The organism is Verrucomicrobia bacterium CG1_02_43_26, assembly GCA_001872735.1.
Taxonomy (GTDB): Bacteria; Verrucomicrobiota; Verrucomicrobiia; order Opitutales; family CG1-02-43-26; genus CG1-02-43-26.
In genome coordinates, this window is record MNWT01000005.1 from 230,984 (window position 1) to 253,694 (window position 22,711).

Genomic DNA, 22,711 nt, shown 5'->3' on the forward strand with positions numbered 1-22,711 from the left:
AATCAATCTTCAGAATCGAAGCTGATTCATTTGGGGTACAAGACGTTATAAATAAATAATTTTTCTTAAACTAGCAAACGTTTCTTGAAATTCATGAGTTCACTCAAATAATAATCCGTATCATTTTTTGGTTCTAAAATGCGTATCTGTTTTTTGGATACTTTCTCCATTGATGCAAAACATCAACTATCATAAGCGCACGTAAACAGGGTTTACAATTAAAGCAAAAGTCATCTCAAAGACCCTCCATACACCCAAAAATCCGTAATTGACCTCCACCCCCTAAGTAATTGTAATATAACAGGTATGGACAATCACACAGATCTCTTTTCTACTGCCCCCTACCAGATTATGGGCATCCTTAATGTTACCCCGGATTCTTTCTCTGATGGAGGCAAGTTCACAGATCCCTATCGCGCCTTAGAGCACGCCAAAAGCATGGTCTTGGCCGGTGCCACAATCGTAGATATTGGAGGAGAATCTAGCAGACCCGACCACACACCTATCACCGAGACCGAAGAACTTAAACGCGTCATCCCTATTATTGAGTGCCTGGTAAAACAAATTCGCATTCCAATATCCATAGACACTTGCAAATCAAATGTCGCTGATGCCGCCCTCAAAGGAGGCGCCAAGATAGTTAATGACATCTGGGGCTTCCAAAAAGACGCAAAAATGGCTCATGTTGCAGCTAAACACAATGCCAGAGTCATTCTCATGCACAATCAAGAAGGTACTTTCTATCCAGGAGATTTAATAGACTCCATAAAATGTTTCTTAAACAACTCTATCAAGATTGCGACTGATGCAGGCGTCCCTGAAAGTCACATCTGGCTAGATCCTGGGTTCGGTTTCGGCAAAGATCCGGATCAAAACATGGAACTCCTCGGTCGCCTCGATGAAATCGTAGCCATGGGTTATCCAGTCGTCCTGGGTACGTCGCGTAAGTCCACATTGAGTTCCTTACTTAATCTCCCCCCAAAAGAGCTTGCAAGCGCTACTGCAGCAACTACTGTCATGGGAATGGCTGCCGGCGCATCTATCTTTCGTGTCCATGACGTTAAAGATAACTACCGTGCCATGAAGGTTGCTGAAGCCATTTTAAAAAGAAAACAAGAACCGGTCCCGGCTTAAAAGATGGATGCGATTATCTTAAAAGGAATGACTTTTTTCGGCCACCACGGCTACTTCCCAGAAGAGCGCAAGCTTGGACAAAAGTTTATAGTTGATCTTGAGCTTACGCTAAACCTCAAGCCCGCCGGAGAAAGCGATGATATCACCAAATCCGTCAATTACGCCGAGATATTCCAATTGATTAAAGAAACTGTAGAGCAAACCCAATTCCACCTTATCGAAGGGCTTGCAGAACACATTAGCACGCTTCTTTTAAAAAACTATTCCCTTATTCAGGAAATCGCCCTAACCATAACAAAGCCCTCGGTAGCCATTCAGGGCATTTGTGAGTCAGCAGGCATCAGACTCAACAGAAAGCGATAATGATGACGGAGGCTTATATTGCCCTCGGTAGCAACTTAGGCGACCGTAACGACTATTTAAACAAAGCTATTGGGCTCTTAGCAGAGACTGATGGCATCACCTTAAGGGCAACTTCGTCTTACCACGAAACAGAGCCTGTTGGCTATCTCGATCAGGGAATGTTTTTAAACGCTGTTGTGCTATTAGACACAACCCTTTCTCCTCACGAGCTTCTAGCTCGCTGCCAACAAATAGAACAACGTTTAGGCAGAGAACGTCCTTTTCAGAACGCACCCAGAACCATCGATCTCGATATCCTTCTCTACGGCACGCTAGAAATGAACGGTGCCGAACTCATCATCCCTCACCCTCGCATGATGGAGCGTTCCTTCGTACTCCTCCCGCTCAACGAAATCATGGTGACTCATAGCCTATACCTAGTGTGATAATCGCATATTGTTGTAAAAATATTACATTATTTTCTTGTTTTTTACAGAAATTATTCATAACGTAAAAATAACCCCTAAAGCCATACTATAACCTCGCACAACAACAAATGAACAGAGGATGGTTTATGAATACACAACTGAGCAGGCTAAACTCTATGCCTATCCTTCGCAGAAGAGAAAGCATAGAAAAAACGATTGAAGAAAAAAAGGAAACCGTTTTTGAGGAAATCAAGAATGAAAAAAAAGAAACGCTGGATATTCCACTTTTGGATTTATCTTCCCTTAATAAAAAGCTTAATAAAACTGGGCTCAAGGAAGGTGAATACCAAATCGTTATCTTAGATGAGCAATTAGAGGATCGCAAGGTGAGCAAAGAAGACAATCTTCTTGAACTGAAACGAGATATCAAGAAATTGGTAACCAAAAGCAAGAGCGATTCGGCTTTAAAACGCAGATCCCTTCAAATTGAAAACAAAGAGCAACAAATAGTGAACAGGCTCTCTTTATCGCCAACGTCCATACGCATGCAGCTTAGTAATGGTAATGAAATCATCACTAAAGAAGTCATCTCCCACAATCAACCAATTATCATCAACATACTCAATGAACATTCGTGCTCTTCAGGTAAATCCAGCAGAAGGGGATCAACAGATAGTAGCAGTAGTCGACCATCAATCGATTTTGATGAGATAAAAAGCATAACAGATGGGGACGGCATAAACCTGCTCAGCAAAGGACCATCGGTTGTCGCAAGCTCGCTCAAGAACATTGCCGGATTCATGCCAAACTACGGCATCTTTATGGTTTCAGGGGGAACGCTTTGTTTCATCGTTGGATTGGGCGTGGGCGCTGCTGTCGGTGTCGCTGCAGAAGGTGTTGGCGTTGTACCCGGCATGGCAATTGGAGGCGCTAGCGGCCTCATTCTTGGTATTACAGGAGGCCTGGCGATCGATGTTGGAATTACGGTCACCAAAAAAATCATTAAACATGTAAAAAAACAACAGGCACTTAAACAACAAACCCAAAACAGGATTAAGAAGCAACCTTCTCTGGTAGAAAAAACGATTAGTCGAATACTCCCCAAAAAGGCTACTATTTAGCAACTTACAAATAGTTCGATCCCTAAAAGAGGCGATACAAACAGGCTTGTATCGCCTCTTTTTTTACAACGCACGCACTTTTTGTTTGTTTTTCAAACTATAAATATTTAACTTAAACCCTAATCCCCTAACAAACCCTAACCTTAAAAAAAAGGAGATAAGCATATGTCTGATATTAAAACTGGCAGTAAAAACACTTCCCCCAATATATCACCGATTCTTAAAAAGGAAGAACTTGAGAATCTAGAGGGTATCTTTGATGAAAAAAAGGTAGAGTCGCAGAATTCCAGCACCAAGAAAACACCTCGAAAACAGGGTGACCTGAACCTAAGCAATGAAAATCTTTTCAGCAAAGAAGTTTTCAATATCAGCTCTACTCTTTTAGAAAAAAATGATGAATTAACCAAAAAGCTCGATGAAAAAACTAAAGAAGAGCTTCTCAAGAAAGAGACAAAGATCCTCAAGCTAAAAGACGAACTCAAAAAGAAGGACGACGAACTCAAAAGGAAGGACGACGAGGTCACTAAAGTAAAAGAGGAGCTTAATAACTCTCAATTAAGCGTAGAAGACGATGAAGAGGTGGGCGAACTCGCAAAAAATTATATTAAAAGAAAAGAAACCAAACTCGAAAACCTCACAAAGAATGGTGTACACGAATTTATAAAGAGTAAAATCAATACTTTGGGTAATAATCTTTTAAAGAGTCCACAGGAATTATTCGATGGGTTCGTAAAGGCTGCGGAACAGATCGTCAGTAAAGATCCTACGGATCTTACAAAAGTAGCAACTGAAATTGCAAAATCGCCTCTACTTACACCTGTTTTAGCAAAACTGGATCTTAATCCGGCAAAATTTGCTGAATTCTTTCTAGACAAGGTACAAAAGGACTTGAAGCAAGTTGATGACGATTTCAAAGATGAAAAAAAGCCTGACTTTTCCAAAAAAGAACAAGTTGTTGATAAACTGATTGAAGTTTTTGCAGACAAAATGCTAGACACACTTTTAGGGTATGACGTAACGGAACGTGATCCGAGCTACAAAGCCGTAGTCAACATTCTGAAATTCAGCAAAGACTATGTGGGAAGCATCTTCTTGCCTTCATTGACCAATGAGACGACTAAGGATCTCTCTGAGCGTGCTGTAAAGGACCTTACGAGCTATCTTGGCCCTGTAGCACCGCTTGCGAGAATGGTCACTAGCTTCTTTAATACGGTTGCAGGCCCGTTCTTGCCTAAAACAAGCTGGTCCGGCTTACTAACGGGGGTGACCACAACGGCCGGTATCTATCTGGCCTACAGCAAGCCTTCCTTCCTGTTAGATACTATAACAACCTACTCTAAAAAGTATTCCGAAAACGTGGTCTATGGCGCCTTTGGCATTGTAGGAGCGGGATTGGGGTTCACTGGGGAATGGTCTATTTACCTGGTTAGCCTGATGCTTGGCAAGCTCTTTGGTAATAAGGAAAAAATGGCTTAAGACCGCTATTTAATCGGCTTTAACGACAAAAAGACCTTCCTCGGTGAGGAAGGTCTTTTTGTCGTTATTAGGGCATAGTTTGTTCCAGGTGGAACAAACTATGCCCTGAAAGAGTGAACATAAGATCACCCCAGAAACAACCCTACGCCCTTATGCCTTTAGTAGAATTTTTACATAAAAAAACAAACAACTAGGTGTTTATTTTAAGCACCGTTAAACTTGGGTTTTTCCAGGTGCCTGATCGCATCCAAAATCTTGTCGGTTACAACTTGGTAGCGGTTTTCAGCATTTTTACCGGGATCATAATCTTTTGGGAAAAGGGGTTTTCCGTAGGCGATCGTGATATCTTGGTTAAAGTTAGGCAATTTATCGCCCTTGCGCCAGGCTTCGAAGGCTCCAAAAAAGCGGACAGGGACAACAGGCACTTGTGTGCGGCAAGCAATCATCCCGACACCACGTTTTCCAGGCTGCACTTGGCCATCCTTAGAGCGCGTTCCTTCAGGGAACAGCAAGATGCCATTACCGGATTCCAGCACCTTAAACACACGTTTTAAAGCGCCCACATCCGAGTCTCCATCGCGGTCTACGGGGATCGCATGAAAGCGATTTAGTATCCAGGCCTTAAAGCGTGATGAGAAAAGGGTTTTGCGGGCAAAGAAATAGATCCGGCGCCTAAACTGGCTACCTGCCAGAAAGGGATCAAAATAACTCACGTGATTACAGGCTAAAATAAAAGGGCCCTCTTTGGGGACATTTTCCGCGCCCACGCTATCACAGCGGAACATGAGATTAAAGAGATTATAGGAAAGGGAATGGCCTATATCATAAATCGGATTGTAATCTTCAGCACTCACAACAACTAGTAATCCTTTTTATGAACGAGATTCGCCTGCGGGGCAAAGGGCTCCATTGATAATTTCGCAGACTTTATCGACCACCTCTTCAAAACCGAGATGCGAAGTATCGATGCGAATAGCACCCTCCGGACAATTTGTAGGAGAGGCCGCGCGCGTAGAGTCCACGTGATCGCGCTTTACGATGTGGTCCACCTTACCCTCAGCGGCTCTGCGTTGAACACGGGTTTCGATATCGGCCTCCAAGAAAAAGCGAAAATCAGCCTCTGGGAAAATAGCCGTACCGATGTCCCTACCCTCCATGACGAGCCCATTAAAACCAGCTTCCCTTGCAATGTGTTTTTGCTCCCTTTGAAAATCAAATAAATACTGCCGGATTCGAGGGATAGCAGCGACGGTAGAGACACGAGCATTCACCTCAGGCGTGCGCAATACAGAATCGGGAACAACCTCCCCATTGAAAGAAATATGAGCTGTTTCGCCCTCGATACTAGTCCCTAACTCCATACCATCAAAAAAGGCCGTTACCTTATTCCCTAAAGACAGATCAACGTTATTTTGAAGCAAATACCACGTTAAGGCTCTATAATAGCAGCCTGTATCCACATGCATTAAATGAAAACGCTTAGCAAGCGCCCTAGAAGTCGTAGACTTTCCAGAAGCAGCGCCTCCATCCATAGCGATAATGACAAAAGGTTTATTCCCCATAGACCTTACTGAATACGCAAATTTTCCAAGATGTCAAAAAACTTCGGAAAAGTTTTTGAACAACAGCCCGGATCCTTGATAGTAATCCAAGAACTACCATCCCCATTAAAGTTATAAGAACCCAATACGGCAAAACTCATGGCGATGCGATGATCACCATGGGGATCAATCACAGCCGGCTGTAGCGGCTTGGGATGAATTTCTAAAGTCGCTTCTGTTTCATGAACCTCCTGGCCAAGCTTTCTAAGCTCTTGTGCGACACACTTAACGCGATCACATTCCTGATGGCGCGTGTGGCCAATCCCGGTAATACACGAATACCCCTTCAATAAAGGAGCTATAGCGGCAAACGTTAAGAAAGTATCGGATATTTCACTAAAATTATGCTCCATGCCAATCATAGCGGTTTGGATTTTTTGCTGCACAACCCAAGAGTCTTCTGACATCTTCACTTCCAGCCCCAAAGATTTTATAAGATTCACAAAAGCGGCATCGCCCTGCTTCATCCGAGAAGACATCCCCGGAAAAATAATTCTACCGCCCACCAATAAGACAAGGGCAATAAAGTAACTGGCAGCGGTGGCATCCGGCTCTATCGCATACTCACCCCCCTTAAAAGAATAATGCCCATTACCTGAAAAATCGTACACGTTATCCGAGCTAGAAATTTGGCTTGAGTAACCAAACTCATGGATCATTTTCTCTGTTAACGTAATAAACGGCTTAGAAACAGCTTCTCCCGCTAATTGTATAGACAACGGCCCCTCGGCCAAAGGAGCTACCAGCATGAGCGCGGAAACAAATTGGCCACTGCGCGAAGCATCAATCTTAAGCTTTCCACCAGGCAAGCCGTTTGTTTGAATAGAAAAAGGGTAATAACCAACTTCCCCATCATAAGTAACCGAAATAGCGCCCGCAGACTCCAAAGCCCCTAACAAAGGGCTCATAGGACGTTTCGTCATCGCTTCACCCGCTGTCAACTTATAAGAGCCCCCCTTTTTCAAGGCTAATAAAGCAGGTATAAAGCGAGCAACAGTACCCCCATTGCCCACATTCACTTCTGCGGTTGAATGAGGGATATCGCCCCCTTGCCCATAAACCGTAACGGTTAAGTTTGCTTCATCGCGATCTACTTGAAAGCCGAGTTGCTCCAGGCAGTTCATCATACCCACGGTGTCATCTGAAAACAAAACATTCTTGAGCCTTACAGGTCCGGCACAAAGCGCGGCCAACACAAGCGCTCTAGCCGTGATGCTTTTTGAGCCAGGCAAGCGCACGGTGCCTGATACAGCGGACTGAAAGGGGGTTATAGCGAGTTCGTTGTCGTTCATTAAGACAAAATTATCTATCCAGATCTTTGCGAAAAATTTGCCCCGCTTCAAGAAGAACCTTGAAGGCGTCGAGATCGTTATTTTGTAATAATAAATCGGCCTGGGCAAGCTTTTCTTTAAACCCGACCAGTAGCTTTTGTATATTTTCTCGGTTTTCCTGAATGATAGGGATCCAGATATCCGGGTTACTTGCGGCAATTCTTGTTGTATCCCTTAACCCATTACCGGCATATTCGCCCCATTCAGAAGGAAGCGCATCTAATAAAAAAGCACTTAAAAGCGAGGCCACGCATTGAGGGAAATGGCTAACCCCAGCCACAATTTCATCATGCTCAACAGGATCCACCTCCACTAATTTCAAAGAAATCAGGCTCCAAAAGTCTTTTGCGACCTGGATACTATGCCTTTGAGCATGAGAGCTAGCGGTAATGAAACACAGCTTGCCAATAAAAATGGCTTCATCCGATGCCATGATACCGGATTTCTCCGAACCGGCCATAGGATGGGCTCCGACAAAATTGCCGTTATCAAAAATGCTATCAGCAATCTGACAAATTCGCTGCTTAGTGCTGCCGACATCCGTCACAAGGCAATGGGGAGTTATATGTGGCTGTATGCGCTTAAAGACAGATTCCATGTGATCAATCGGCACACAAACGACAACGACATCCACGTGACTAATGTCAGCAAAATCATTTTGCAAAACAGTACAGCCCAATTGCGCCATGCAGTACTGATTGACCACTTCATCCTTATCCCAAGAAAAAACACGGATACGATGCTTGCGCAAAGCTCGTATGATTGATCCCCCCAAGAGACCACAGCCAATAACGGCAACGTTAGAAATGTCACTCATCTTCAAATTATCGAATTGGCAATCGCAGTAAATTGCACTTTCATATTACACATGTGCATTTCACTATCCATACAAAAAGTAAGGAAAAAGAACCAAGCGTTATTGGCGCTTCGGCTGACGATGGTTGCGTTTATTTTGACCCCGCTTGTTTTATTTTGGATTTTCTTGTAAAGGTAAAGGCAGCTTTCCATCAAATCTAACATTGCAAATTTGAACAAAATAGAACATACGTAACAACTGACATTCGTCACTCCCAAAAAACCCGCTTTTAAATAAATATATGAACAAAACGATACTCATCATCCGAATATTATTCATGGCATTATGCGTATTCGGGGCTTGGCTTTTCTGGTACGCTAACCCTGACTTACAAGAATACTTGGCGCTTAGCCTCTTTATAGGAGCGGCTATAGGCACATTAACGATTCTTATAGATGTGTTCATTAAAGGCTTTTCTGTGCGAGGGCTTACCGCAGTCGCATTTGGCATAGCAGTCGGCTCGCTAATAGCCTTTTTAATTACCTCATCCCCCCTATTCGACCAAGGCGACCCACAAACCCTTCATTTAAGCAGATTAGCTCTTTTCATCATCAGCGTGTACCTGGCAACCATTATTACGCTACGCGGCAAAGACGACTTCAATCTATTGATTCCTTATATTAAATTTGTTCCGCATAACGTTGATGTCCCCCTCATAGTCCTCGACACCAGTATTCTGATTGACGGCCGGATTGTAAACATCTGCCAAAGCCGTTTTATAAGCTCCGCGATCGTTATTCCCAAGTTTGTTATCGAGGAATTGCACCGTGTTGCGGATTCCGGCGATACGCAGAAGCAAATCAAGGGGCGAAAAGGCCTTGAAGTGCTCAACAAGCTCAAGAACATGAACTACATTGACCTGCGAATACAAGACGTGGATGTAGATCAAGCCGAGCAAGTAGACTCCAAGCTCATTTATCTTTGCCAAACACTGAAAGCAAAGCTGATGACCACAGATTTTAATTTAGCTAAATTGGCGGAATTTCACGGTATTGCGTGGTTAAATTTAAACGCGCTGAGTAAAGCGCTAAACCCGGACATCAGCATAGGGCAATACCTTGATGTTGACCTGGTAAAAACCGGAAAAGAAGAACACCAAGGCGTAGGATACCTCTCTGATGGCTCTATGGTTGTGGTAAACGAATCCGCTCAATTCATAGGAAAATCAGTCACAGCGGAAGTTATTAGCATCCTTCCCTCTGCCGGTGGCAAAATGATCTTTGCGCGTATTCATGCAGCCAGCAACCCCTCAAACGCAAACGGAACAAGTGCAACTGCCGGAATACCAGCATATTAAGGGAAATAAACCCACCTTTAAAACGCCATATATTTCAATAAAAAAGCATCCATAAAATACATAATTTAGTTGGTTTTCGCATAAAACCGTGGTATATTTAGGTAAGAAGTGGAGCCGTAGGGATTACCCAATAGCTTCATAAATCTATAGGAACCCAAACCCAAACCCAACAACCGAATATTATGGATAATTCCAAATCAAAAAAGGGTTTTACCCTCGTTGAAATCATGATTGTCGTGGTCATCATCGGTCTATTAGCCGCCATGGCCATTCCAGCATTCCAAAAAGTACGTCAAGAATCTCGTGAAAAAGCTATCACGAATAACTTGCGACAAGTGGCTTCAGCTGGTGCTCAATTCATATTGGACACTGGTGCCTCGCAAGTAGCTTATACTGCATTGACCCCAACATACTTCAATACGATCGCAGCTGTTGCTGGTGAATCGTACACAGGTATCTCGGTTGATGAAGACGGTGGAACACTGACTGTAACCACAACCGGTGGTCAGTCTGTTTCATTTACGTACTAATCTAATTGACGACTCTTGTAGACCGCTTGCTATAAAAGCGAGCGGTCTTTTTTTTGTTTAAAAATCATGAAAAACTGGAAACCGGTTCTTGCGTTTGCTGTTATTGCAATTATATCGCTCGTTGTAGGGCAATGGGCGTTTTCCCCACTTCAAGCCGTTACCTTCGTGAAATATGGGGGTTACTGGATCATGCTCGTCACGGCAGGTCTATTTTTCTATTTTCTCTATAAATGCCTCCTGCCCTACCTAAAAGATAAGCACTTTCGAACAAAAGCATTCTGGACTGAACCCAAGAACCTCCTCGTCTGCCTATTGATTATATTTTGCTTTTTGTACATTCGCCTTCAAGAGAAAGTTGAATACAAAATAGTGATGGATGAACCCGTACTGGTGGCCACATCTATGTCCATGCACCAAGATCGCATAGTCCAAGTGCCCAATAGAGCCCATACGATCGCCGGCACCTTTTATATATTGGACGGCTTTGTAGACAAACGCCCCTCTGCCTATCCCTTTTTTCTCTCCGTTATCCATGATTTTAGCGGTTTTCGCCCTGAAAATGCCTTTTATTTCAACCTCTTTCTCACCGGCTTGTTTCTCTTTTTGACTTATCTAGTGGGCTTCAAACTGGCTTCGCGAACAGGAGGTGTGTTTGCCGTCCTATTATTTACCTTTTTACCGCTCTTTGTGCGTGCCTCTAATGGAGCTGGATTTGAGGTTTTGAATATAGTCATGATCCTCGGGACTATGCTGATCGGGATGGAATACCTTAAGCGACCGACAAAGACTAACCTCAATGCGCTTTGCTTAACCACGGTTATTTTAGCGCAAGTGCGCTATGAAAGCGTCATGTACATTGCGCCGGCTGGCTTGCTCATTCTCTATGCCTGGTGGCGAGAAAAGAAGATTACGACCTCCTGGGGATTGATGATCACGCCTATTTTGCTCATCCCCTATCTATGGACGCACAAAGTGTTTGATCTCAACGATGGTCACTGGCAATTATGGGATCGTTCTTCAGCAACAAGCCCCTTTGGCTTTCAATACGCCTATCAAAACATCGGCCACGCCCTCAATTTCTTCCTTGATGCCGGCCTTGAAATGACAAATTCTTTGCCGATTGCCATTCTTGCCCTAGCATTTATCCCCTTCTTTATTTTGGTGGTCTACAAGCTCCTGAAGGCCAAAAAGCGCTTCCCGATTCCGCTGATCGTTCTGTGCTTTTTCTGCCTAGGCTTCGTGATGAATACACTTCTGATCATCTTCTATTTTTTTGGTCAACTGGACGATCCGATCATCCACCGCCTGGCATTCCCAATGCTGATCCCTATGGTGTTTATCCCCATCTGGATGATTTACTCCTACACGACAAACCCCGCCTATCGGCAAACGTTTTCCTGGTTTATTTGTCTAGGGATACTTGTTTTCTGCGTGCCAAAAATTTCTGCTAAACACTATTCTCAGAATCAACTGCCCGTGGATCGCGTCAACTGGATGATCGATATCATCAAAAACTCGGAAATGGCCGGAAAACACTATTTTGTGCTCTCGGAGACCCCCTTTATATGGATCATGCACCGCGTAGACGCCATGAGCACCGCGTATGCGATAAAACGCAAGGATCGGGTATTGCATTATTTAAAACAAAAAGGGAACCCACCGGTATATGTTCAGCAGAGTCGGTTGTTAAATGCTCCGACCGGCACATACGTCTATGACGGCGGCTTCCTGAAGGCTAAAAAGAACTATGACCTCGATAACGATTTTGTACTAGAACCTTACAAAGATGAGCACATCTGGCCATTGAGGCAAATTAGGTTCTATAAATTAGTCGATGTTAAAAATACTCCCCCTATGGATCTGCCTCAGCCCACGAACAATAAGGAGTATATGCGGCAGTGGATTGAAACCTTACCTTAAGGTGATTTTATTAGCGAGAATCGGATAGAATAAAAAAGGCCCCACATAGTGTGAGGCCTTTTTGTTGCGAAAAAACAAGTTGATCGCGACTGTTTATTCAAATTAGAAAAGCTTTCTCTTAAAAGCTGGGTTAGTATTATTCTGTTGGTTGGCTAGATGGGCTTGCCTATTTTCCAGATAAAGGCATTTTGAATCTAGGTGCCGGGGTGTCGTTTCTTTGACCCGAGAAATACCGGTTAAATCAGGCTTTGGTGGAGCAAATTTAACAACTGGTTTTTTAACAGTTATCTTTTTTGTTATTTTCGAAGGTTTAGAGATCTTATTCTTTTGCTCTGTTTCATTAAGGTTTATCTTCAAGTTCTTTTTAAACAACTGGGAAATTTCCTCCTCAGTAATGTCCTTGATCTTGTCGCCCTTGTTTTCAGATTTATTATCTTTTTTATTCTGGATATTTTGGGAAGGAACATATCCACCACCAATGTTAATTTTATTATTCATATTTTTATAATAAGTTTACTTTAATTGACTCAATCGATATAAATTTTATACCAATTGAGGTAAATTGCCATAAAATACCTAAAAGAGCAATAGGAAAAATAAATAATTAACACTAAATTGCTAAATACTTCAAATTAACGGGGTTTTAAATGAAAATAATACAGATTTGGCTAATCTAAAAAACGTTATCCATGAATTTAATAGCCATCGATTAAACGTTTCTAGCGTAAGTCCTTTTGTAGCTGCAAAAAATCAGCGAAAGAGGTTGTACTTTATGATCGCATAAATGGCACGGAAACCGTCTTTCCAATTGATTTTCTTGCCCTCTTGGTAGGTTCGCCCGGAATAACCGATACCGACTTCAAAGATGCGGCAGCCGCTTTTGGCTAATTTTGCGGTGATTTCAGGCTCAAAGCCAAAGCGGTTTTCCTCGAGCTTAATCTTCTGGATGATTTCACGGCGCACCATCTTGTAACACGTCTCCATGTCTGTTAGATTGATGTTGGTGAGCATGTTTGAGAAAAAGGTCAACAGCTTGTTACCGACCATGTGCCAAAAGAAGACGACCCGGTGGGGTTCTGCGCCGATAAAACGCGAACCAAAAACGGCATCTGCCTTACCCTCTTTTATCGGTTGGAGTAGTTTTGGGTACTCTTGAGGATCATATTCTAAATCCGCGTCTTGAACAATAATCACATCGCCTTTTGCCTGAGCGATACCGGTTCGTAGCGCGGCTCCTTTGCCCTGATTAGTTTCATGGTAAAATTTGCAACAAAGCGGCATATCGATTTCATTTTCTAAGATCTCACGCGTACCATCCGTGGAACCATCATCGACAACGATAATTTCCCGTAACGCCACAGGTGCGTTTGCTACGCGTTCCAAGAGCTGTTTAATCGTATCTTTTTCGTTATAGACGGGGACAACTACAGAAATATTCATGCCGAAAAGAGAAGGTGTAAATTCAAACGTAATTATAGAGAGCCACGCAAAGGAAAGCAATTACTAGATACGACCATATTTGAATTGTCAGCTTAAAAGTAAAATGAATATGATAACGAGATCATGCTTTTTCGGCACAAGCTATTTATCCCCGGCCTGACTGCCGCCTTAGTCATCACTGCCGGCATTATTCTGTATTATTTTTTTGGCGCTGATTTAGATCCAGTGCGCGCCATTGAACAATTTTCCCGGCACTTATCGGCATTAGCAAAACTGCACCCTGCTTACTTAATCCTGGCGATCACAATTGCTCCCGCAGTGGGCATACCCGTTAGCCCCCTGTACATCCTTTCCGGCATTGCCTATGGTACGCAAGCAGGCATCATTTATTCCACAATTGGAGTAGCCCTTAATATTGCGCTTACCTATTGGGTTGCTAGACGATTCTTAAACAAATTCATCCAAAGGCTTTTGACTCGCTTTAATTACAAAGTGCCCGAAGTGCCCAAAAAGCATCACTGGAAGATGGTTGTGGCCGTAAGAATCATGCCCGGGGTACCCCTTCCGGTACAAAATTACATACTTGGGCTAACAGCAATCCCCTTTTGGACGTATTTTACTTTTTCCTGGATCATACAATTCCTCTGGGTAATTGGTTATGTAGTAACCGCAGGATCTATCTTCAAAGGGCATATGAAACTAGCTTTATTTGGCATCGCATTTATGATTGGAGTTGCTGTAATCTTACAACTCGTACGAAAGCGCTATGTCAAACTTAAGAAAGCCCAAATTGAAGACGATGGAGAGTGATCAGATTCTCTCTGTCTCTGATTTTAACGCGCGTGTAAAAACAATCTTGGAAAACGAAATTCCGCCCTGTTGGGTTCGTGGGGAAGTTTCCAATTTACGACACCAATCCAGTGGGCATATTTATTTTTCATTAAAAGACGCTAATAGCCAGATCTCAGCGGTACTCTTTAAAGGCTATGCTGCCCAAATTTCGTTGCAACTAGCGGAAGGCATGCAAATTCTCGTCTTTGGAGAAATCAATGTCTATGAACCACGCGGGCAGTATCAACTCATCGCTCGATTTATTTTGGAAGACGGGCAAGGGCAATTGCAACTCGAGTTTAATCGCCTTAAAGAAAAGTTAGCCAACGAAGGTTTATTTGACACAGATAAAAAGAAAAGCCTCCCCCCTATCCCTCGCACAATCGGCTTTATAACCTCTCCTACAGGCGCGGCGATACGAGACTTCATAAGCATACTCAAACGACGTGGCTGGCAAGGCACCGTCATCATTTTCCCCTCTAACGTTCAAGGCACGAGTGCGGCCGCTGAAATGATCGAACAGTTAAGAATCGCACAGGAGTTTAATAAGCTAGACCTGCTTGTAATCGGCCGAGGCGGCGGAAGCATCGAAGATCTATGGGCCTTTAATGAAGAGCCCTTAGTGCGGGCTGTTGCCGCGTGCACCCTTCCAATTATTTCTGCCGTGGGACATGAAATAGATTTTGTACTGACCGATTTTGCGGCAGACAAACGAGCAGAGACTCCTTCCGCAGCCGCAGAGTTAATCTCATCCCTCTACCTGGATTGTGTTTCACGCGTTAATCATATCAAAAAAACACTACACCCATCTCGATTCTCCCCAATTTTAGAAAATTATGCGCTGAAGCTAGACGATAAAGAAAACAGACTCTATCAATCCCTCACGCAACGATTACGCGGAGCCAAGGATATGCTTAAAAGCGCGGAAAATCGATTAAGCGCAATCTCCCCCGCGCATAGCCTACGCGCCCACAACAAGCACGTAGAACAACTACACAAGCGATTAGAATCATGTAACCCGGCCAACATCCTCAATCGCGGGTATGCTTGGGTGCAAGGCAAAAACAAAGTTTTTATAGAAAACAAAGCATCCGCCCAAAAAGAAGCCGTTCTTACTATCACCTTCAAAGACGGCCAAATTGAAGCCGAAAGATTATAAGCGGGCTCTACACAATCCTGCTACAAGAAGCCTCAGCCGCAAGCAACTGCTGCTTCAGAGGAACACCCCACGCATAGCCACCGATACCCGTTACCCCTAAAACGCGATGACACGGCACAATGACCGCAATGGAATTAGCACCCACGGCTCCACCAACGGCTCTAGCCCCATTATCGCAACCCAATTCTTTAGCAATATCGCCATAAGTTCTGGTCTCCCCCCGTGGGATGGCGAGCAGTGAACGCCAAACAGCCCTCTGAAAAGGCGTTCCGATTAATGCGAGCTTGGGCAACATGGTTGTTCGGCCTAAAATCGCATCTTCCAACAATCGGCTATAATCGGCCTTCATGGATTCAGCCATGGCCTCGCAGGCTACGCCCCAACGTTTCTGGGTATAGCGCATCACTTCAGATAAATCAGCCTGCTTCAATCCGATAACAAAACAAAGGGCATCTTCGAGCACACCCACACCCCAGTAACCAAAGTCGTTGCGAACACACGCAACGGTAATCTTCGGCGACGGCGCGCCTTGTTTAAAAAAATCTTTTTCTAATTCAATAACAGTCATGGCTACAAAACTAGTGAACAAATTTTCATTGCTTTTTGCAACCAAATTTTTTACGCATTGAAGTAACACAACAAACAATCTAAAAACAATAGAAACTCAAAAAAACAATCCTTAAACAAATATGGCACAACCAAAATCAAATCCATCTAGCAAAAAAAACTCCTCCTACGAGCGGTCATCCGACAACAAGACACTGGAACTCGCCATGTCTGCTATCAACAAACAATTCGGCGATGGTGCCGTCATGCTCATGGGATCATCCTCAAAAATGCAGGTTTCTACTATTTCCACCGGCTCCGTAGCTATTGACTTAGCATTAGGCGTAGGCGGACTGCCACGCGGCCGCGTCTGTGAAGTTTTCGGCCCAGAATCTTCCGGAAAAACAACGTTTTGCCTAAGTGTTATCGCCGAAGCACAACGCAGAGGGGGCAATGTTGCCTTTATCGATGTAGAGCACGCCCTGGATCCCCGTTACGCAGGCCTGGTTGGTGTGGACATCGCTAGCTTGATCGTTTCGCAGCCAAATTGCGGTGAAGACGCCTTAAACATTGCGGAAACCTTAATTCGTTCCGGCGAAATCGATGTCGTTGTCTTGGATTCCGTTGCTGCTTTGGTATCGCGCGCTGAACTTGATGGCCAAATGGGAGATGCTACAATCGGCCTACAAGCTCGCATGATGAGCCAAGCGATGCGCAGGTTAACGGCTACAATCAGCCAAACAAAATGCGTTTGTATCTTTACAAACCAAATTCGCGAAAAGATCGGCGTCATGTTCGGAAGCCCGGAAACCACTCCAGGCGGCCGTGCGCTCAAGTTTTTTGCGTCTATTCGCATTGACATACGCCGTATTGGAGCGATTAAAGAATCCAACGGTAAAGTAATTGGTAACCGTACCCGCGTGAAGATTGTTAAAAACAAGGTTGCGCCTCCCTTCACCGAATGCGAATTCGACATTATGTACAATGAAGGCATTTCCAGAACAGGTTCTTTAGTCGACCTAGGATGCACCTACAAGATCATTGAAAAGAAAGGTGCCTGGTTCTCCTACAACGGCCAATTAATCGGCCAAGGGCGTGAAGCTGCGAAGCAACATATTAAGGAAAACCCGGATATAGCTGAAGAAATCAGTAAGGCCATTATGAGCCAAGTTCAAGTTGCCGGAGGCATGTCTTTAGGCGGCAGTGATGAATCTTTTGCCGATAGCGAAGAAAAAGCTTTAGCCACAGCGGATTAATTTGATAGATTATCCTTGTCTTCCCAAGTGCCTTATGCCCCATAGGGCACTTGGCATTTACCGTTATTACCCAAAGAAATCATGGAATGCACTCAGCAAAGCCAGCGAAAGGATCTATCGACGTGGAAGTTTCGCTTTAGGCAATTTAAGGCAATGATATCAGACGATTTCGCGTTTTATAGCCGATTATCATTTTTAAAAAAGGAATTGTATCGTCTTTGGGTCTGCAGACGAAAAGGAGCCTTTCAACTAAATGCCGATTTTTTTAGAGGCTCAAAAGACCCACGAGAGTCGAACGCCTATGGTGAAACTCCCTTAAGGGTAATGGATATTATAGCTCGTATTACAGGGCTTCATTCTGGTGATGTATTTTATGATTTGGGCTCATCTACCGGCAGGACTTCCTTTTTTTTAAACGAATTTTACGGCTGTAACGTTATTGGAATAGAGCTGAACTCGGAACTTTTCAACAATGCTAAAAAAGTTTTAAACAAATTTCCAAATCCCCGTGTAACGTTTCGCGAGGCAAACTATTTTGAAATTGATTATTCAGAGGCAACCGTTGTTTATCTCTTCAGCACCTGTGTTACAGACATAGGCATGCTTGATTTTGCAAAGGCTCTTGCTACGGCTCGAAAGGGAACTAAAATTATTACTGTATCCAAATCACTGATGAACCTTCAATGCAACCCGGATTCTGACGAAGCGAATGCTAAGATTTCTCAGTTTAAACTTTTAGCAGAAAAACTCCTTCCTTACATCTTTGGGTATATTACTGTATATTTTCATGAAAAAATATAATCCATTTAAAATATTGATTGTAAATGGAAACCCTCAAAGAAACGATTCAACGCATCAAAGGCTATTATTATTGGGGAAAAGCAACGGTTTACATACATGAAAAACTATAAGCTGTCCTGAAATAAGTGGGCAATTTTTTCGGCATTTTTTACCGCGTCAAAATTCTCCTCCACCCACATGCGTGCTGCCTTAGCAATTTTTTGATAGGTTTGCTGGTCTTGCGCAAGCGTTTCTAGAGCACTTACCCAAGCGTCATCATTATCATAATCATTTACAAGAAACCCATTTTCGCCGGTACGGATCACTTCCGGCAAAGCGGAAACGGTAGAAGCCACTACAGGAACTCCCTTAGCCATGGCTTCACCGACAACATTAGGAAAACCATCACGATCACCCGATTTTGCCACAACACCGGTAAACAAAAAGACATCCGCCCAATCCAGCATACTTTCCGTTTTACTGTAACTGAGCCAACCCGGCATCTCAACCGACTGTGCTAAGCCTAGCGTGCGAATCTGGCTAACAAGCTCATCTCGCAAAGGGCCCTCGCCAATAATTTTAGCCTGAAAGGGAAGGCCCTTTTCTTTTAACGCTTTATAAATGAGCAATTGCCGAGCATAGCCCTTTTTCTCAACCAAGCGACCTACGGAGATAATTCGCAGCGGCGCATGGGCACCCTCTTCTACGGATTTAATCGACGGCATCGGCATCAAACCGCGTCGGATCATTTTAATTTTATCCGCAGCTATCCCTTTGGACACCATTTCCGTTTTAGCGACTAGCGTTGATGTATGCACAAAAGATGCCTCCTTTGCTTTTTCCGCAAGAAAGGCATCTCCACTGTATTCAAAAACATCATACGCATGTGCTCCCATCGAAAACGGTATATCCGTAAAACATTTGATAACCCAAGCGGCCATTGCGGGCATAGACGCCCATGCGGCATGAATATTCGTGTAGCCTTTCCGCTTGAAACAATGAGCGTACAGCAGTCCAAAAGCCGCGCCCAGAAGATTTTCACCAAAGTTCTCCCAGCCATGGCGTTTCTTAAAAAATAAGCGCTTAACAAATGCCCAAACGACAGCTGGCTTCTTAACACTCCAATAAGCCAGCAGAAAAGGAACGAACACCAACCAATATTTAGGAAACAAGCGAACGGGTTGTTCCTCAAAAGAACGCTCTCCGCCCCACAAGGAATAGATATCAAAATCAATTCCCAGCTCACGCATGCCCCGCACCTCTCGTTGAAGAAAGGTCTCCGAAGATTTAGGAAAAGTTGTGAAAATATACGCGACTTTTAGCTTCATTGGCGGCTTCGTTTGCAAAACTCATTAACTTCCCAAAAAAGGCTTCAGGAGTGGGCTCGGCTTCCTTTAAGTCTCTAAAATTTTTCAACAACGCCTGGTAATCACTTCCCTTATCCTTCCAGGCTTCTATCAAGCGATCAAACTGCTTTATCGATGAAAAGATACGCGTTGCGTTATTCTTTTTGAAAAATTTAACGGTCACTTTCTCTTGGGGCATCATGCCGTTTAAGCGATTAAAAATAATCGGCGTGCCCAGAAAAAGGCATTTAGCAGCGGTGTTCCCCCCGCCTTTAGCAATCACAATATCGCTCGCTTGTATTAATTGACGCACCCTGGAGGAATGACCTTCTAAAAATAGTTCAAAATCGGAATGCTCTTGTTTCCATTTAGAAACTCGCTGGAAAGTGCTTTGGCTGCGACCACACACAACAACCGCTTGCACGGATTTCTTATACTTATAGAGAACATTTAATAAAGGAAGGTGGTTATTCGCGCCGTTGCCACCTGTTGTCAAAAAAACGGTAAATTTTTCTCGGTCTAACCCAAGTTCATTTTGCCGATAATCTTTCTTTCCATCCTCTTGCAATCGGTCTTCATGAACGCGAGGAGCAAATAAGCCTAAATATACACTGGAGCGTTCTTTAGGCGCGCCCAGTTTAAGGGCAAATTTTTGTGCCATGGCCGTTCTAGAGATATACCAGTCGGAAGATGAATTTACCCAGTTTATGCTAAAGCCGAATCCTCCGGAAAATTCCCCACAATAGGTGACACATTTCACATGATCTTTTCCAAGAATTTTTCGAGCTAACTCAAAATAGCCTAGATTTAAGAAATCGTGGACGCTGATAATCAAGTGCGGCTTGAAGTCGCGAATCAATCCCTCAAAATATTTTTTCCCAACTAATATATTCCATCGCGCTAACTGCCCTACTATTTCTATAATAAACCAATAAATATAGTGCACAAAAGGGGCGTAGCGTTGAATAAAATTGTAAAAATCTACGCCGAAGTTACCGGTTGAAGACGCGTTTTCTAAAAAGTGCTCCACTTTAACGTCCACGGCCTCACCATATAACTTCTGAAACCAATCACGCATTGCGTAAGCACGCGCATCATGCCCACTCCCGGTACTCGAAGTCAGGATCAAGACACGTCTTGCTATTGGCTTGCTGTCCACGATCCCATTTAGCCGTTATATTGGCCAAAAATCAACCCAACATTCGCGCCGCCAAAGCCACTACTGTTAGCTAAAACATAGCGAGGCGCCTTATCTTGGGTTTCTGTTATCACGTTGTAAGGCTTTGCCCTTTCGTCTAATTCTTCAATATTAGCGGATCCGGGAATAAATTTTTCTTTAATCGCTAACAAACTGAAGGCAGACTCCATGATACTCGCCAAGGATAGGCCATGTCCCGTCAATGCCTTAGTGCTACTAATAGCGGGTTGGTACTTTGCGTGAGGGAATATACCTTCAATTGCTTGCAATTCGGCTATATCACCAGGGAAAGTTCCTGTAGCGTGGGCATTAATGTAGTCTATATCTTTAGGATCTACTCCGGAATACTTGAGTGCGTTGCTCATAGCATCATGCAGACCCTTTCCTTCAGGGTCCGGTTTAGCCGGGTGATAACCATCTGTGCCTTGGCCCCAGCCCATCATTTCGGCGTAAACATTGGCTCCTCTTGCCTTCGCAAGGCTCTCTTCTTCTAAAATGGCAACAACTGCGCCTCCGGTACCCACAAAACCGTCTCTATTCTTATCAAAAGGACGTGATGCTTTATCCGGATTGGTTGAGGTGCTCAATACCCGCATAGACGCAAAAGGTAAAATATTAACGAGGGTACAATCTTCTCCCCCTACAACAATCATCCGATCTTGAAAACCTTGCTTAATTTGGTCGTATGCATGTCCTAATGCGTGGCCGGAAGAAGCACAAGCGGATGCAAATCCGACGGACGAGCCGCGTATATGGTAACTTGCTGTTAAATTAAAGTTTAATGTGCCTACGATTCCTCCAATCATACTTGTTGGCGAACAACGCATCACACCTTTCTCAAACATTTTCCCGAGATGATTCCACATAACGTACGTGGAGCCAGAAGATGCCGTATATAAGCCAGTACGGGGGTTAGAAATCTCCTCTTCAGTCAAACCGGCTTCTTTGAGCGCTTGGTTCATCGCATAATAAGAATAAAATACGTGAGGAGATAAACCACGCATCACGCTAAGAGGCAGTTTTAAATCGGGTGGGCCCGTCCAATCCTCCGGCTGAATCGAGCTTGTATTAAAACCCTTAATGGTTGCAGCCAATTTTACCGGTATATTATCTTTTTGAAATTCGGGAAACAGCTCTATGCCATGTCTTAATTCACGTAAATTCTTAAGTACGGTACCTTTATCATTACCAATACTGGTTACAAACCCTAATCCTGTTACAACAACCCGCCTCATGTTACTTCAAAAAATCAAATGCTAATGTCAACCCCTCAACAGAGAGCACCTTCTCTCCATCCTTCCTAATATAACCATCAAAACGCATTAAAGGAGGACGTACTCGTTTCAATTGTATTCTCATCTCTAATAAATCCCCTGGGCGACATACATTATGGCAGCTCAAGCGATCTGATGAGGTAAACATGACTCGTTTATTATCCACCGGCATCGTTAATTCCGGTTGTTTTGTCGTCAATAAAAAGAGAACCGCAAGTTGCCCCAACGCTTCCATCATAATAGAAGCAGGGAATATCGGTTCCTCCTTAAAATGACCTTTTAAAAAATCTTCGCTTCCGGTAACTTGATAAAGCCCCGAAGCAGTCTTTTCCTCTAACGTAGCGCTATCTAAGAATAAAAATGGCTCCTGATGGGGCAAAATAGATCGAATACGCGCTCTGTCCATTTCCATAAAGCACTTTACGCTGACCCCTTAATTTTCTGGCTAATATAATCCTTCACATCTTTAACGGATTGCAGGCCACGAAGTTCTTCATCAGGAATGGATAATTTCAAAGTCTCTTCGATTGTCATCACAATTTCGACCATTATCAGAGAATCTACCCCTAGGTCATCAATCATGCGAAGATCGTCGCAATCTTCTACTTGCAGCTTGGATCGCATTTCCGGCTCTAAAAATCGCTCAATGATGCCTAGAACTATCTTAGGCGCCTCCTTAGGGTCTCGTGTCCGGCGATAATGCACAGCAGCTTCTATAATCTCGGGTCTGCAACGTTTGAGAGATTCCCTTAAATCAGCCTCAGCTTCAGGCGTAAAAGTGTTATCAGAAATAGAACTCATAAACTGATATAAATATCAGATTTTCACGATTTGTAAATAATAAA

At 43.6% G+C, this 22,711-nt stretch carries 24 protein-coding genes and 1 pseudogene; 12 read left to right on the plus strand and 13 right to left on the minus strand.

Annotated features, from left to right (window positions below):
- Positions 1-306: 306 nt before the first annotated feature.
- The 5 genes from AUJ82_01910 to AUJ82_01930 all read left to right on the plus strand — a co-directional run bounded on the left by AUJ82_01910 (position 307) and on the right by AUJ82_01930 (position 4,501).
- A complete protein-coding gene (locus AUJ82_01910; GenBank protein OIO60752.1) occupies positions 307-1,134 on the plus strand; it encodes a dihydropteroate synthase in 828 nt (275 codons plus the stop codon).
- 3 nt (positions 1,135-1,137) lie between these two features.
- Positions 1,138-1,497, plus strand: a complete 360-nt coding sequence (locus AUJ82_01915) for a dihydroneopterin aldolase (protein ID OIO60753.1) — start codon at positions 1,138-1,140, stop codon at positions 1,495-1,497.
- Positions 1,497-1,922, plus strand: coding sequence for a 2-amino-4-hydroxy-6-hydroxymethyldihydropteridine diphosphokinase (locus AUJ82_01920; GenBank protein OIO60754.1), 426 nt, complete (start codon positions 1,497-1,499; stop codon positions 1,920-1,922). Before AUJ82_01915 ends, AUJ82_01920 begins: the two co-directional genes overlap by 1 nt.
- 158 nt (positions 1,923-2,080) lie before the next feature.
- Positions 2,081-3,025: a hypothetical protein gene (locus AUJ82_01925; protein ID OIO60755.1), complete on the plus strand. Its 945-nt coding sequence runs from the start codon at positions 2,081-2,083 to the stop codon at positions 3,023-3,025.
- 165 nt (positions 3,026-3,190) lie between these two features.
- Positions 3,191-4,501 (plus strand): hypothetical protein, encoded by a 1,311-nt coding sequence (locus tag AUJ82_01930; protein ID OIO60756.1) that lies wholly within the window; start codon positions 3,191-3,193, stop codon positions 4,499-4,501.
- Between the two features lie 203 nt (positions 4,502-4,704).
- Here AUJ82_01930 and AUJ82_01935 read toward each other — a convergent pair whose 3' ends face one another.
- Genes AUJ82_01935 through AUJ82_01955 form a run of 5 tightly spaced genes read right to left on the minus strand, consistent with a single transcriptional unit; the run spans position 4,705 to position 8,453 of the window.
- Positions 4,705-5,355, minus strand: coding sequence for a hypothetical protein (locus AUJ82_01935; GenBank protein OIO60757.1), 651 nt, complete (start codon positions 5,353-5,355; stop codon positions 4,705-4,707).
- Between the two features lie 18 nt (positions 5,356-5,373).
- Positions 5,374-6,063 (minus strand): cytidylate kinase, encoded by a 690-nt coding sequence (locus tag AUJ82_01940; GenBank protein ID OIO60758.1) that lies wholly within the window; start codon positions 6,061-6,063, stop codon positions 5,374-5,376.
- 5 nt (positions 6,064-6,068) lie between these two features.
- Positions 6,069-7,394 carry a 3-phosphoshikimate 1-carboxyvinyltransferase gene (locus tag AUJ82_01945; GenBank protein OIO60759.1) on the minus strand — a complete coding sequence of 442 codons (1,326 nt, stop codon included), beginning with the start codon at positions 7,392-7,394 and terminating at the stop codon, positions 6,069-6,071.
- Positions 7,395-7,404: 10 nt separating this feature from the next.
- Positions 7,405-8,250, minus strand: coding sequence for a hypothetical protein (locus AUJ82_01950; GenBank protein OIO60760.1), 846 nt, complete (start codon positions 8,248-8,250; stop codon positions 7,405-7,407).
- Between the two features lie 2 nt (positions 8,251-8,252).
- Positions 8,253-8,453: a hypothetical protein gene (locus AUJ82_01955; GenBank protein OIO60761.1), complete on the minus strand. Its 201-nt coding sequence runs from the start codon at positions 8,451-8,453 to the stop codon at positions 8,253-8,255.
- A gap of 77 nt (positions 8,454-8,530) precedes the next feature.
- Between AUJ82_01955 and AUJ82_01960 the strand changes: the two genes are divergently transcribed.
- From AUJ82_01960 to AUJ82_01970, 3 genes and pseudogenes are all read left to right on the plus strand, one after another.
- A complete protein-coding gene (locus AUJ82_01960; GenBank protein ID OIO60762.1) occupies positions 8,531-9,586 on the plus strand; it encodes a twitching motility protein PilT in 1,056 nt (351 codons plus the stop codon).
- A 182-nt stretch (positions 9,587-9,768) separates the two neighbouring features.
- Positions 9,769-9,975, plus strand: a pseudogene (locus AUJ82_01965) (pilus assembly protein).
- A 207-nt stretch (positions 9,976-10,182) separates the two neighbouring features.
- Entirely contained in the window at positions 10,183-12,036 is a 1,854-nt protein-coding gene (locus AUJ82_01970; GenBank protein ID OIO60763.1) for a hypothetical protein, read from the plus strand.
- Positions 12,037-12,138: 102 nt separating this feature from the next.
- Here the strand turns inward: AUJ82_01970 and AUJ82_01975 are convergent, their stop codons facing one another.
- Together AUJ82_01975 and AUJ82_01980 are read right to left on the minus strand one after the other, a co-directional pair.
- Positions 12,139-12,534: a hypothetical protein gene (locus AUJ82_01975; protein ID OIO60764.1), complete on the minus strand. Its 396-nt coding sequence runs from the start codon at positions 12,532-12,534 to the stop codon at positions 12,139-12,141.
- Positions 12,535-12,786: 252 nt separating this feature from the next.
- A complete protein-coding gene (locus tag AUJ82_01980) occupies positions 12,787-13,476 on the minus strand; it encodes a glycosyl transferase (protein ID OIO60765.1) in 690 nt (229 codons plus the stop codon).
- A gap of 123 nt (positions 13,477-13,599) precedes the next feature.
- Between AUJ82_01980 and AUJ82_01985 the strand changes: the two genes are divergently transcribed.
- Positions 13,600-14,286 (plus strand): hypothetical protein, encoded by a 687-nt coding sequence (locus AUJ82_01985; protein OIO60766.1) that lies wholly within the window; start codon positions 13,600-13,602, stop codon positions 14,284-14,286.
- A complete protein-coding gene (locus tag AUJ82_01990) occupies positions 14,276-15,466 on the plus strand; it encodes an exodeoxyribonuclease VII large subunit (protein ID OIO60767.1) in 1,191 nt (396 codons plus the stop codon). The genes AUJ82_01985 and AUJ82_01990 overlap by 11 nt, the downstream gene beginning before the upstream one ends.
- Positions 15,467-15,473: 7 nt before the next feature.
- Here the strand turns inward: AUJ82_01990 and AUJ82_01995 are convergent, their stop codons facing one another.
- Entirely contained in the window at positions 15,474-16,103 is a 630-nt protein-coding gene (locus tag AUJ82_01995; GenBank protein OIO60768.1) for a hypothetical protein, read from the minus strand.
- 52 nt (positions 16,104-16,155) lie between these two features.
- Here AUJ82_01995 and AUJ82_02000 point away from each other — a divergent pair, with 52 nt between their 5' ends.
- Positions 16,156-17,268, plus strand: a complete 1,113-nt coding sequence (locus AUJ82_02000) for a recombinase RecA (GenBank protein ID OIO60769.1) — start codon at positions 16,156-16,158, stop codon at positions 17,266-17,268.
- 81 nt (positions 17,269-17,349) lie between these two features.
- Positions 17,350-18,069, plus strand: a complete 720-nt coding sequence (locus tag AUJ82_02005; GenBank protein OIO60770.1) for a hypothetical protein — start codon at positions 17,350-17,352, stop codon at positions 18,067-18,069.
- A gap of 104 nt (positions 18,070-18,173) precedes the next feature.
- On the opposite strand, the gene AUJ82_02010 is transcribed toward AUJ82_02005, so the two are convergent.
- From AUJ82_02010 to AUJ82_02030, 5 genes are all read right to left on the minus strand, one after another.
- The gene (locus AUJ82_02010) at positions 18,174-19,376 is read right to left on the minus strand and encodes a hypothetical protein (protein ID OIO60771.1); all 1,203 of its coding nucleotides are present in this window, start codon (positions 19,374-19,376) and stop codon (positions 18,174-18,176) included.
- Complete coding sequence (locus AUJ82_02015; GenBank protein OIO60772.1) at positions 19,336-20,472, minus strand: hypothetical protein; 1,137 nt, start codon at positions 20,470-20,472, stop codon at positions 19,336-19,338. The genes AUJ82_02010 and AUJ82_02015 overlap by 41 nt, the downstream gene beginning before the upstream one ends.
- Positions 20,473-20,561: 89 nt before the next feature.
- Entirely contained in the window at positions 20,562-21,827 is a 1,266-nt protein-coding gene (locus AUJ82_02020) for a beta-ketoacyl synthase (GenBank protein ID OIO60773.1), read from the minus strand.
- 1 nt (position 21,828) lies between these two features.
- Complete coding sequence (locus AUJ82_02025) at positions 21,829-22,278, minus strand: hypothetical protein (protein OIO60774.1); 450 nt, start codon at positions 22,276-22,278, stop codon at positions 21,829-21,831.
- Positions 22,279-22,286: 8 nt separating this feature from the next.
- Positions 22,287-22,517: a hypothetical protein gene (locus AUJ82_02030; GenBank protein OIO60805.1), complete on the minus strand. Its 231-nt coding sequence runs from the start codon at positions 22,515-22,517 to the stop codon at positions 22,287-22,289.
- Positions 22,518-22,711: the final 194 nt, after the last annotated feature.